This window comes from Duncaniella sp. C9 (assembly GCF_004803935.1).
GTDB classification, from domain to species: Bacteria; Bacteroidota; Bacteroidia; order Bacteroidales; family Muribaculaceae; genus Duncaniella; species Duncaniella muris.
Window position 1 is genome coordinate 3034169 of sequence record NZ_CP039547.1, and the last position, 13220, is coordinate 3047388.

Annotated in this window: 9 protein-coding genes and 1 rRNA gene; 3 read left to right on the top strand and 7 right to left on the bottom strand. The window is 51.8% G+C overall.

The genetic code is table 11. From position 1 onward, the window contains the following. Positions 1 to 83: 83 nt before the first annotated feature. The 4 genes from E7745_RS12875 to E7745_RS12890 form a co-directional block, all read right to left on the bottom strand. A 16S ribosomal RNA gene (locus E7745_RS12875) occupies positions 84 to 1616 on the bottom strand. 485 nt (positions 1617 to 2101) lie between these two features. Then, on the bottom strand, positions 2102 to 4516 hold the full coding sequence (locus E7745_RS12880; RefSeq protein WP_136408998.1) for a glycoside hydrolase N-terminal domain-containing protein: 2415 nt from the start codon (positions 4514 to 4516) through the stop codon (positions 2102 to 2104). Positions 4517 to 4687: 171 nt separating this feature from the next. Next, complete coding sequence (gene ychF / locus E7745_RS12885) at positions 4688 to 5791, bottom strand: redox-regulated ATPase YchF (RefSeq protein WP_107031346.1); 1104 nt, start codon at positions 5789 to 5791, stop codon at positions 4688 to 4690. Between the two features lie 78 nt (positions 5792 to 5869). Next, on the bottom strand, positions 5870 to 6346 hold the full coding sequence (locus E7745_RS12890; RefSeq protein WP_107031345.1) for a hypothetical protein: 477 nt from the start codon (positions 6344 to 6346) through the stop codon (positions 5870 to 5872). Positions 6347 to 6434: 88 nt separating this feature from the next. On the opposite strand from E7745_RS12890, the gene E7745_RS12895 reads away from it, so the two are divergent. Continuing rightward, positions 6435 to 7352, top strand: coding sequence for a transporter (locus tag E7745_RS12895; protein ID WP_136408999.1), 918 nt, complete (start codon positions 6435 to 6437; stop codon positions 7350 to 7352). Positions 7353 to 7437: 85 nt separating this feature from the next. Further along, positions 7438 to 8130, top strand: a complete 693-nt coding sequence (locus tag E7745_RS12900; protein ID WP_123398999.1) for a Crp/Fnr family transcriptional regulator — start codon at positions 7438 to 7440, stop codon at positions 8128 to 8130. A 145-nt stretch (positions 8131 to 8275) separates the two neighbouring features. On the opposite strand, the gene E7745_RS12905 is transcribed toward E7745_RS12900, so the two are convergent. Further along, the gene (locus E7745_RS12905; RefSeq protein ID WP_136409000.1) at positions 8276 to 9199 is read right to left on the bottom strand and encodes an MlaD family protein; all 924 of its coding nucleotides are present in this window, start codon (positions 9197 to 9199) and stop codon (positions 8276 to 8278) included. Positions 9200 to 9208: 9 nt separating this feature from the next. After that, entirely contained in the window at positions 9209 to 10369 is a 1161-nt protein-coding gene (locus E7745_RS12910) for an N-acetylmuramoyl-L-alanine amidase (protein WP_136409001.1), read from the bottom strand. A gap of 136 nt (positions 10370 to 10505) precedes the next feature. On the opposite strand from E7745_RS12910, the gene E7745_RS12915 reads away from it, so the two are divergent. After that, positions 10506 to 11483, top strand: coding sequence for a hypothetical protein (locus tag E7745_RS12915; protein WP_107031340.1), 978 nt, complete (start codon positions 10506 to 10508; stop codon positions 11481 to 11483). A 225-nt stretch (positions 11484 to 11708) separates the two neighbouring features. On the opposite strand, the gene E7745_RS12920 is transcribed toward E7745_RS12915, so the two are convergent. Next, positions 11709 to 13205, bottom strand: a complete 1497-nt coding sequence (locus E7745_RS12920; RefSeq protein WP_107031339.1) for a succinate CoA transferase — start codon at positions 13203 to 13205, stop codon at positions 11709 to 11711. Positions 13206 to 13220 lie beyond the last annotated feature (15 nt).

The following is a 13220-nucleotide window of genomic DNA, read 5'->3' on the forward strand; positions in this document are numbered from 1 at the left end:
ACTCTTTTCATAAGTCAGTCGCTGCGGACATCTCCGGTCCGGGAGTTTCGGGAAACTGACGCTTGGCGTTGTTTCCGCTCCAGAAAGGAGGTGTTCCAGCCGCACCTTCCGGTACGGCTACCTTGTTACGACTTAGCCCCAGTCACCAGTTTTACCTTAGGGCGCTCCTTGCGGTTGCACACTTCAGGCACTCCCGGCTTCCATGGCTTGACGGGCGGTGTGTACAAGGCCCGGGAACGTATTCACCGCGCCATGGCTGATGCGCGATTACTAGCGAATCCAGCTTCATGGAGTCGAGTTGCAGACTCCAATCCGAACTGAGACAGGCTTTCAAGTTCCGCTTTGCGTCGCCGCATTGCTTCTCTCTGTACCTGCCATTGTAACACGTGTGTCGCCCCGGACGTAAGGGCCGTGCTGATTTGACGTCATCCCCGCCTTCCTCACAGCTTGCGCCGGCAGTCTCGCCAGAGTCCCCAACTTGACTTGCTGGTAACTGGCGATGGGGGTTGCGCTCGTTATGGCACTTAAGCCGACACCTCACGGCACGAGCTGACGACAACCATGCAGCACCTCGACACAGGCTCCGAAGAGCTACCTCCTTTCAAAAGTATTCCTGTGTCGTTTGAGCCCGGGTAAGGTTCCTCGCGTATCATCGAATTAAACCACATGTTCCTCCGCTTGTGCGGGCCCCCGTCAATTCCTTTGAGTTTCACCGTTGCCGGCGTACTCCCCAGGTGGAATACTTAACGCTTTCGCTGTATCACTCAGGGATCATTCTCCCCGAACAATTAGTATTCATCGTTTACTGTGTGGACTACCAGGGTATCTAATCCTGTTCGATACCCACACTTTCGTGCATGAGCGTCAGTTGAGCGCCGGTATGCTGCCTTCGCAATCGGAGTTCTGCGTGATATCTATGCATTTCACCGCTACACCACGCATTCCGCATACTTCTCGCTCACTCAAGAAAACCAGTTTCAACGGCTCGAAGAGGTTGAGCCTCTCAATTTTACCGCTGACTTGATCTTCCGCCTGCGCACCCTTTAAACCCAATAAATCCGGATAACGCTCGCATCCTCCGTATTACCGCGGCTGCTGGCACGGAGTTAGCCGATGCTTTTTCTTCGGGTACTCTCGGAACGCCACGCGTGGCGTCTTTTGCTCCCCGACAAAAGAGGTTTACAATCCATAGGACCGTCTTCCCTCACGCGACTTGGCTGGTTCAGGCTCGCGCCCATTGACCAATATTCCTCACTGCTGCCTCCCGTAGGAGTCTGGTCCGTGTCTCAGTACCAGTGTGGGGGACCTTCCTCTCAGAACCCCTACGCATCGTCGCCTTGGTGGGCCGTTACCCCGCCAACTAGCTAATGCGCCGCATGGCCATCCGTAGCCGGTGTTACCCTTTAAACTCCATGAGATGCCTCTCGGAGTTATTACGCGGTATTAGACGGAATTTCTTCCGCTTATCCCCCTGCTACGGGCAGGTTCCATACGTGTTACTCACCCGTGCGCCGGTCGCCGGCGGAAGTATTGCTACCTCCCCGCTGCCCCTCGACTTGCATGTGTTAAGCCTGTCGCTAGCGTTCATCCTGAGCCAGGATCAAACTCTTCGTTGTTGTCTATATATTTTTCTTTTCTTCTTTATTAAAAAAAGCAAAGCTAAAATACAGACCGTTTGTTCTGTTATTTCTTTTGCTTTCACAGAAACAACCGTCAAAAACCGAATGTCTGCCCGGTCCGTCAGTGGATGTCCGTTCAATCTATTGCGATCTAACTTTGAAATTGACAGAGTGCATTTCCTAAAAATGACTCTTGTACTACTTTCATGTCTATTGTAAATCTTTCAATGTTCTCTCGTTGCTTTCTCGATCGCCGTGGCGGCCAGTGGAAAACTTTGCAAAGGTACAACCTTTATTTGAATCTCGCAAATTTTTCTGAAGATTTTAACCTTTCTTAGGATTTGATCGGCAAACCAACCTACTAATTCCAGCGTTATATCTTCTGTCAGTCTGCCGCTGCAGGCCTTGCTTCTCAAAAGAGAGTGCAAAGGTAGACATTTCTCTAATTCCCTCCAAATATTTCGCAGTATTTTAACGCTATTTTAACATTTAAGGGCGATTTTACCCTCTTTTTTGAGTTCTATGGCCTTTTTTGAGCCATCAGGAAGCACTATTGTGGTAGATCCACCATTCGGAGAATATATGGTAGCGGATGACAATTTTCCACCTCGCCACTCCATATCTACTATGAATCCACCACGCGCACGCAAACCTTTAACATTTCCATCGGACCATTGGACAGGAATAGCAGGCAGCAAGACTATACTTTCAGGAGTTGACTGAATCAGCATTTCGGCCACGCCGGCTGTTCCACCGAAATTTCCGTCAATCTGAAATGGAGCATGAGCATCAAGAAGGTTAGGATAGGTGCCTCCCCCACTCCGTTTATCCGATCCTTTATAATTGTCAGGACTCACATATTGCAACAGGCGGCGATACATATGGTAGGCTCCTTCTGAATCGAGCAGACGGGCGAGCAGATTGACACGCCATCCGGTGCTCCAGCCGGTTGTGTTGTCACCCTTTATTTCCAATGTACGCGCGGATGCGCGCGCGAGGTCCGGAGTAGAGGCCGGTGAGATATGCCTTCCCGGAAAGAGTCCGTAGAGATGTGACTGGTGACGGTGAGTAGGGTCGCGGTCTTCCCAATCGAAATACCACTCCGAAAGATTGCCTTTGTGTCCGATCTGATAGGGATAGAGTCGCTGGAGCACGGAATCAGCTTCTGTGCGGAAGTCCGAATCAAGGCCAAGCTCCTCGGCTGCATCACGGGCATCCATCAGACACTGCCTGATCATGGCAAGGTCAGCCGCTCCGCCATAGAATGTGGCTCCGGCATAACCATCGGGAGTGACATAGTTGTTCTCCGGCGAAGTAGAGGGCGATGTGATCAGCTTTCCGTCTTTTTCAATGAGCCATCCGATGCAGAACTCGGCAGCTCCCTTAAGAGTCGGATAGTACTCAGCCAGAAACTTCTTGTCCTGCCCGAAGAGATAATGTTCCCAGATATGGCTTGCGAGCCATGCGCCACCCATGTTCCAATTGGCCCAAGTGGGATCACCATCAGTCAGCCCTACAGGATTTGTCATGGCCCATATATCTGAATTGTGGGCGAGACACCATCCGCGGTCCACACCATAATAATTACGGGCCGTGCGTTTGCCGCTTGCCGACAGATTTTTGATCCAGGGGAGCAAGGCGGTGGCATGAAGTTCGCCAAGACCTGTGATTTCAGCCGGCCAATAATTCTCCTCTACATTTATATTGGTGGTATAATTACTGCTCCACGGCGGAAGGATATATTCATTCCAGAGCCCCTGAAGATTTGCAGGCACTCCGTGAGTGCGCGAACATGAGATCAGCAGATAACGGCCATACTGGAAATACAGCTCCTCAAGGTCGGGATTCACCTCCTTAAGATCAGTATAGCGTTTCAGCTGCACATCGGTCGGGAGCACAGCCACAGAATCAGGCGTCGCACCGAGATCAAGGCTGACGCGTGAGAATAGCGATGTATAATCTGCAATATGGTCACGCTTTATGCTATCAGCTCCCTTGGCCACGGCTTTTTTGATACGCTTTTCAGCAAGCGCCACATAATCGCGGCCATCTTTGGCCGGATCACGGTCGAAGCCGTTGAAACTTGTGACATTGGTTATATAGATGACGGCTCCTCTGACATTCTTGAGTTTGAGCGCACCGTCAGCCTCGGCGATGATCTCACCGCCATCGGTTTCTGCTTTCAGAATAGTGCAGAACTTAGTGCCACGCTCAGGGTCATACTTCAGTTTTTCTTCAAACGACGTATAGCCCGGAAGCGAAAGATAGGCGGCGTGGCCGAGCGAACGGATCTCTCCGCGGGCATCAGACGTTACCTTAGCAGGCAATTGCGATGAAAGTCTGAGCGTGGCGGTAAAAGGATGCTCGCCCGAAAGCCTCAACACTATTACCGAATCAGGGGCCGAGGCAAAATAGTCGGTTTTCAGTTCCCCCTTTCCGTCATTAAACCTGTTGGCGGCCATAGCTGTCGTCAGATCAAGTTCCCGCTCATATGAGCTGACCTTTGGCGCCACACCTTCGTGACTGATGGTCAACTGCCCCAGCGGCTGATAGTTTTCGCTATAATGTCCCTGCACTTTACGATGAAGAGAATCTGCCGCACGATAGTCGCCACGGTCAAGGGCCGCTCTGATTTCAGGTATTGCCTTATAGGCATCGGGAGTAGTCACTCCGCGTTCCGGCTCACCGGTCCAGAGTGTTATATCGTTAAGTGAAATCCGGTTTTCAGCAGTTCCGCCATAGATTATGGCTCCGAGATTGCCGTTGCCTATAACCAAAGCCTCTTCAAAAAACTCGGCAGGACGGTCATAGTGCAGTTTCAGTCTGTTATTTTCATCAGCGCCTGCAGCAGAAATGGCAGCCGCGCCAAAAAGGATAGCGAGAAGAGTATTTTTCATGGTACTCCGTGAAATTATGTATTGTCAGGTAAGTAAACTATTGCATCTTGTCTCGGCTGATAGCCGAAGACCGTGATAAAGAGAGATTTTTCGATAAATAGAACGAGGCTGTTTGCGGGGCGATCAGACATCAGCGCCGGAAACGCCCCGCTACAGAAGCCTCATATCGGGTCAGACATTGAACAGGAAGTGCATGATATCACCATCCTGGACAACGTAATTCTTGCCTTCGATTGCCATCTTGCCGGCATCGCGCACCGCGCTTTCAGTTCCGAGAGCCACATAATCGTCATATTTGATCACTTCCGCGCGGATGAAGCCGCGTTCGAAGTCGGTATGGATCACGCCGGCACACTGCGGAGCCTTGCTGCCGCGCATGAATGTCCAGGCTCTGACCTCATCGGCACCGGCTGTAAAGAATGTCTGGAGATTGAGCAGCGCATAAGCCGCACGGATCAGACGGGCCACACCCGACTCTTCAAGACCGATCTCGGCCAGGAACTCCTGACGCTCCTCAAAGGTGTCAAGTTCGGCTATCTCGCTCTCGGTTTGGGCAGCTACGATCAGCAGCTGGGCATTCTCGTCCTTGATAGCCTCACGGACAGCCTCTACATACTTGTTGCCGCCTACAGCCGATGCATCATCGACGTTGCAGACATACATCACCGGCTTGCTCGTCAGCAGGAAAAGATCATGGGCGAATTTCTGTTCGTCGACAGTCTCCAGCTCCACCGTGCGCGCCGGTTTGCCCTGCGAAAGCGCATCATGATACTTCTTCAGCACCTCATACTGCAGTTTGGCCACCTTGTCGCCTCCGGTCTGAGCCTGCTTCTGAGTCTTTGCCATACGGCTTTCCACAGTCTCAAGATCTTTGAGCTGCAGCTCGTAGTCTATGATCTCCTTGTCGCGGACAGGATCCACAGTATTGTGGACATGCGTCACATTGTCATCATCGAAGCAGCGCAACACGTGGAGAATGGCATCCGTCTCACGGATATTCGCCAGAAACTTGTTGCCAAGTCCCTCGCCCTTGCTCGCGCCCTGGACAAGTCCGGCTATATCCACGATCTCGACTGTAGCAGGCACCACACTACGCGGCTGACACATGTCGACAAGCTTGTTGAGACGAGCGTCAGGAACGGTGATCACACCCACGTTGGGTTCGATAGTACAGAACGGGAAGTTGGCCGACTGAGCTTTTGCGTTTGACAGACAGTTGAACAATGTTGACTTGCCCACGTTGGGAAGTCCCACTATGCCACATTGAAGAGCCATGATATAATGATTTGTTTATTTACTGTTTTGAATTATATTGAAAATTAGCATACAAAGGTAATCAAAAAAATCCACACCTCAAAGATTCAGTTCAGTCGAAGCTATCAGCCTGAAATCAGGATGAGAATGCAGCAGAAGAAGCGAGGCCACCTCGCAGGCCGAATCGCCAAACTCTTCATCGGTAAGCCCGCGCAGGTCAGCCACGACATCGACAGCACCCCAACGATCGGCCAGATCGTCGACAACCCCGTTGAGCTGCCCCGCATCGCCTGAGTCCACCGGATAGAACCGACATCCGGCACTCTGGGCTATGCGAGTCCCCTCACGTCGGTCTGTCATACAGAAAGCCACCTGGAAATCCGCTTTCCGGAAACAGCTGCACACACGGCTGACGAGGGCGGCATCCTCGCAGAGCACAAGCACACTCATTGGCGGAAAGGCCACCACAAATTCTCCGGCCTTACGCTGCCGGGCCACATAAGTCTTTCCACCTTTCGAAGTCAGCTTCCCGGCTCGGTATTCCTCCATCCGCTTTTCAAGATAATTGTCTGCCATAAAAATTTTCAATTCGTTTTAAATTGCAAACATACAAATTTTACCGGATTAATTCGGTAATTTTGCACCCCGATAGTAAAAGTTACTTATGAACATCGCTCTTTTACGCAAGCGCATCAAGCCCTGGATACTCCCTATCGCAATGGTAGCCGGGATGCTCTTCCACGACTTCATGGTACAGATTGAATTCATCGCCCCCTACCTCATCTTCATCATGCTATTCATCACATTCTGCCGTGTGAAACCACATGAATTCAGGATCACAGCTCTGTCGTGGAGCCTGCTCTCCGTGCAGATCATCGGAGCACTGGCACTCTATTTCATCATCGCCCCCATGAGCGTCGATGTGGCTCAAGGCACCTTCATCTGTGTCTTCTGTCCCACCGCCACAGCCGCACCCGTCATCACCGGGATGCTCGGAGGCAGTGTGCCGCGCCTGGCTACATTTTCTATAATATCCAACATCGCGGTCGCTCTGCTCGCCCCCGTAATTTTCACCCTCATGGGAAGCGATGCCGGCATCCCCTTCTCCGACGCCCTGCTGACAATCTCAGCCAAAGTCATGCCGCTTATAATCCTCCCGCTCGTGCTTGCGCTGTGTCTGCTTAAAATCTTACCGAAAGTCCACCGCGCGGTTGCCGAAAAGCAGGCCGTCTCGTTCTACATCTGGGCTGTCTCGCTCTTCATAGTTGTCGGACGCGCCGTCAGCTTCATCATGGACGAGCCCACTGAAGCCATCCCGGAAATGATCATCCTCGCCATATTTTCCGGCATAGTCTGCTGCGCCCAATTCTGGATCGGACGCAAGATCGGACGCCGCGGCGGCGACAAGATTGCAGGGGCACAGGGACTTGGCCAGAAAAACACGGTCCTGGCCATATGGATGGCCCTCACCTATCTACATCCGGTATCGTCCGTAGCCCCGGCAGCCTATGTGGCCTGGCAGAACACCATCAACTCCGCCCAGCTCTATTTCAAAATGCGCCGCGAAAACTCCGGAAAGTAACCGGGCAAATGGCAATTCTATAGAACGGAAAAACTAAATTCTTCCAAAATCCGTTAATATAGATAGAAATAAAAACATAGCGTCTATGGCACTCAACAGCATGTATGAGAATCTTATGGGGCTTCCGCTGTTTAACGGCGTGAGCTATAACCGTATATCTGAGATTGTGGGCGGCACCCGCCTTGCATTCCTCAAGTTTCTGCCCGGCGAGAAAATAGTCATGGCCGGCGATCCCTGCACCAGACTCATGTTTGTGATCGGCGGCAAAGTCAGACTCTCCATCCGCAACAGCTCCGATCGGTTCATTGTAAGCCAGACTCTCGAAGCGCCATCGGTAATCTCTCCCGACTTTCTCTTCGGGCGCAATACCCTCTTCCCGGCCTCCGTCACAGCGATTGACACCGTATCTATAATGGAAATCGAAAAAAACGACTTCATTTCCATTATCCGCAGCGATGAAGTCTGCCTCTTCAACTATCTTAACTTCATTTCAACCAACGCCCAGAAAGCCATTGACGGAGTTGTCGCTCTTACATCAGGATCTCTTGAAGAACGAATCGCCTTCTGGATCATCGCCCTCACCCAGCGCGATGCCAAAGACATAGTGCTCGCCTGCCGCCAGCGAGACCTCTACTCACTGTTCGGCGTGCAGCGCTCGTCATTCATCAACACCCTCGACTCCATGAAAGAACGCGGCCTCATTGACTACGGTCCGACCGAAATTCGCGTAATATCCCGCAACGACCTCCGATCCATCCTCCTGAAATCGCCCGACTGAAGATTGAGGCAGACCAGAGGATCGATGCCATACCAACCGCCAGAAACTCATATACCATTACGGATAAAAAACTCCGCCTGTGCATTTTCTCGCACCGACGGAGTTTTTTTTACTGTATATTTCTATTCTGACTGAGGCCGCTGTGTCAGAATATTTTGATAGACGGAATGTAATGCTTGGGCTTCTTCTTAAGGTCGATCAGAATGCTGTCCACATGCGCGGCACAGTTGTTCAGATTGTTATAAAGTTCCGAATCGTTGAGCAGCAGACCGAGCGACGAATTTGTAGAGTTGAGCTGCTGGGTAGCGCGGTCGAGATTGGCTGTTATATTATTGATATTGCGCATTGTCGAGTCAAGAGGCATTGTCTTGAGATCCTCTGACACCACCGCGAGAGCCGCCGAGATCTGAGTGAGATTGGCAGAGATCTCCTTCACGTTTGTCATGGTTCCGTTGGCGGTGTTGACCAAAGCCGGAACGCCGGCCATAGCCGCGTTAAGATTTTTGGTCGACACTTCAAGGTTAGCCATGATATCGTCCAGGCGCTGCACGGATCTTAGAAGAGCCGGATCACTTGCTATGGTGGTCAGCGCAACAACAAGCGAGTCGATGTGAGGTGCGATTCTGGCCAAAGTCGGCATCAGGTCTCCGCCGAGCTGGTCCATCAGGCCTCCGTTGACCACACCCTCTATCTTAGAACCGATCTCATAAAAATTCTTGCCTGTGCCCATCTGCAGCTCAATGCTCGAAGTGCCGAGCATGTCGGTGACAAGAGCGGCCTTTGTGCCTTCCGGAAGCTTCAGCTGCTTGTCAAGACTGAGCTCGACAGCCACATGTCCGGGATTGTCATACTCATAGCTGATCTCTCTGACAAGCCCCACCTTGAAACCGTTGAGAGTGACCGGAGCCGATTGCGACAGACCTGCCACATTCGTGTAGGAGGCGTAATAGTAATTGGCCGATTTAAAAACATTGATACCCTTGAGGTAATCAATTCCGAAGAAGAGAATCAGCAGCGACAGCAATACACTGGCACCTATGATGAATTCCTTGGTCCGTATTTTTTTCATGAGTCTGGGTTATTTGATGCGTTTCCCGTTGCATGTCTTGATGACAAATGCGTCAGGGAATGATTTCTTTATTTTTTTCAGTTCTTTGGATGCTTCCGCCTGGGAGCAATATGATCCGTAGGTGTATTTGACCATATTTCCATCCTTATAATATTCAACCGGCGAGAGACCCTTCAGCCTCGAATCGCCCTTGCGCAGAGGCGAGCCGGCTGTCAGGAACTGTATTTTATATACAATTCTGTCCTTGGCATCGGCAGCGGCGGCGGCGGCCTTGCTCTCAGCTTTTTTACCGGCTATTGTTTCAGAGCCTGACTGCGCAGCGCCTGATGACGGCAGTTCCTCAGGTCTTGAGTCGGCCACCACTCGTTCCTTCCGTGAGTCCGCCGGCTTGTCAGCGACCTTGCGGTATTTTTCAATTCCGCGATAGATAGCCAGTGCAAGCTTCTTCTGTCCCTGCTCCGAAGCCATGAACTTCTCCATAGCAGGATTACAGATGAAATCAAGCTCCACAAGTATCGCCGGCATGCTCGTGCGCACCAACACCCAGAAAGGAGCCTGGCGCACACCGTTGTTCTTGCGGCCGGCCGTTCTGACAAGCTGATTCTGCACAGCCTCCGCAAGCTCTATGCTCTGATCGAGATTGGCATGCTGCATCATCTCAAACGCTATGTAGCTTTCAGCCGACGACGGATCGAACCCCTCATAGGTCGTCGAGTAGTCCGGTTCCAGTTTCATCACTGCATTCTCGCGCATAGCTACACTGAGATTCGTTTCGCTGCGCTGAAGTCCGAGAGTATAGACCGCAGCTCCGTTCACGCTTGTGAACATCGGCGATTTCTTGTCGACCGAGTTGGCATGTATCGAAATGAAAATATCGGCATGCTTACGGTTGGCCATGTCAGCACGTCCCTGAAGAGTGACAAAGGTGTCATTGCTGCGTGTCATGATGACATTGACATCGTTCATGTTTGACCTCAGCAGATCTCTGAGTTGTTTGGCTACTGCCAGATTTATGGTCTTCTCATTTGTCTTCCGTCCGAGAGCTCCGGCATCCTTACCTCCGTGGCCGGGATCTATGACTACCGTAAACTCCTTGCCTTCGGCTGACAGAGCCAATGCAGGCAGAAGCAGTATAAGTAGAAGCTGCTTTATGATTCGTGACAGTGACATGTAGAATTTTCTGGTTTGCCAAATTTTAGGCAAAGTTAGTAAAACTATCCCTAATTGCCATTTCTCAGCCTCGATTTTGTGCATTAATGGCAAAAAATAGCTACTTTTGAACAATTAAACAGTACATATACTCCCCATGATTCTTCCCGTCAGACAATACTACACCTTATATATAATATATGTGGCCGTCATGCTTGCCATACCGGTGACATTCCTATCATCATGTTCCGGAAGCCGGGCAGGAGAACCGGTAGAGATCAGGCGCCTTGACCTTGCCCTGCGGGCCGACATCATGCCGGAAGATCCGGCCATGCAATCAGCAGCCGCCACCCTCTTCTCTCTCTCCGGCTACGGTCAGCTGACCGACTCTGCAATCCACGTCTACAACCGCAATCCCGCCATCCGCCTGCATGACCGGGCTATGGACTCCGTCTGGCATGACATGCAGCCGCTTGAAAACAGCTTGGGCCGCATGAGATTCAGTTTTGAGAAACTCTTTCCCGGCAATCGCTTTCCATCGGTCATAGCCATAGTCTCGCCGTTCAATCAGTCAGTCTTCACGGTCGACTCCCTCCTCTACCTTGGCCTCAACCACTATTTAGGCTCAGACTATCCGCCCTACGCCTACTTCCCTGACTATATCCGCGCCAGCAAGACCCCTGAAAGGCTCCTGCCTGACATAGCTGAAGCCATAGTCCGCGGCAATTATCCCTATCGCCCCTCCGCTGAATATCCTACAGCACTTTCACGCATGCTTTATGAAGGAGCCGTCACAGAAGCCGTCATGCAGATCTGCGGCCTCAGCGAGCAGCAGGCCCTTGGATATGACACCGAAGCGATGAAATGGGCTGACTCCAACGAGCATCGAGTCTGGCAGACAATGGCCGAACAGAAAATGATATTCTCAACCGATCCTCAGCTGGCGGCGATGCTCGTAAGCCCGGCCCCGTTCACCTCAGCCATAAATCCCCGGTCGCCAGGAGCCATAGGGCGCTTCATAGGCCACCGCATAATATCCGCCACGCTCGACCGCCACGCCATAGCGCTCCCCGACCTCCTCTCTCCCGCCTTCTACGACTCCGAGACCACACTCTCGCAATCCGGCTACAAATAACCGATAAGAGAGTGTTTCATAACAACAGTTAAAATCTGAGCGAAAGATTTGAGATGGATATGGCTCTGAATTGAAAGAGCATAGCGAGCTTTGTAACTGAAATGAAGAGTCATATCCACTGCAGCAAAAAAACGCAATCCGCCTTTGGCATCATACTCTTGATACCGAAGGCGGATTGGATTATGATCTCTGTGCCGCGGAGTCTGCGGCGTCAGTCGGTGTGGATTAAGCGAATTTCGACCAGTCCACGTTGCGCATGTCGCCTGACGAGAGGAACTCGGTGTGGAAAGCGAGTGCGGCGTGGAGAGTGTGGGGAGTCTGACCGCCACGGGTGCTAAGTTTCAGATAATCGTTGAGCAGTTCGCGGTAAATCGGGTGCGCGCAGTTGTTGATGATCTCATGGGCGCGTTCAACCGGGTCAAGACCGCGGAGGTCGGCGATACCCTGATCGGTCACAATGATATCTACCGAGTGTTCGGTATGGTCTACGTGTGACACCATAGGCACAATGTTTGAAATCTTGCCCTCCTTGGTGATCGACGGGCAGGAGAAAATTGAGATATAGGCGTTGCGGGTGAAGTCTCCAGAACCGCCGATACCGTTCATCATGCGTGTGCCGGTCACGTGGGTCGAGTTGATATTTCCGAAGATGTCGGCTTCAAGAGCTGTGTTCATGGAGATCACCCCCAGTCGGCGGATGACCTCAGGATTGTTGGAGATTTCCGACGGGCGAAGAACCACGTGCTCCTTAAAGAACTCGATATTGCTGATGACCTCGTCCTCAACATCGTTGGAGACGGTCAGCGAGCAGGTCGATCCGAATTTGCAGCGGCCCTGCTTCATAAGGTCGATCACAGCATCCTGGATTACTTCGGTGTACATTTCGAACGGAGGAATCTCCTTTGCGTCTGCAAGACCGTAGAGCACAGCATTGGCCACATTGCCCACACCGGACTGAAGCGGAAGGAAGCTCTTGGGGATGCCGCCGCGACGAAGTTCCTCGATAAGGAAGCGGCAGACGTTAGCGCCGATCATCTTGGTGGTTTCGTCAAGCGGAGTGAAAGCCTTGACACCTTCATAGTGGTCGCTCATCACCACACCGACAATCTTTTCCGGGTCGATCTTAAGCACGGGAGAACCGATGCGGTCACTTACCTTGAAGATGGGTATCTCGCCACGGTTGGGGGGATCGAGCGGAAGATAGATGTCATGGAGTCCGTGGAGGGCGTGGCGCAGTTTTTCGTTAAGCTCTATGATGATCTTCTTGGCCATGCGGGCTATCGTGGGAACGTTGCCCACGCCTGTGCCTACCACTGCAGTGCCGTCATCCTGAATGTCAGACACCTCGATGATCGCGAGATCGAGATCACCGAAAAATCCGTAGCGCAGCTTCTGAGCGGCTTCAGAAAGATGCAGGTCGAAATAGTGGGCGTCATGCGTATTGATGCGCTTGCGCAGATCCGGGTGGTTCTGATAGGGAGTACGCTTGCCGATGGCATTCGCACGGGCGAGAATGCCGTCACAGTTGTCGCTGGTAGAGGCTCCCGTGATGATATTGATTTTGAAAGGCTGGCCTTCGGCATGAAGCTTTTCGGCTTTGGCTGCTATGGCCTGGGTTACCACTTTAGGCGATCCGGGGGCGGTAAAACCGGAAAATCCACATTTTGCATCGTGGAAAAAAAGTTCTGCGGCTTCTTCCGGAGTCAGGATGGGGAATTTCATAACTTTTCTTTTTTC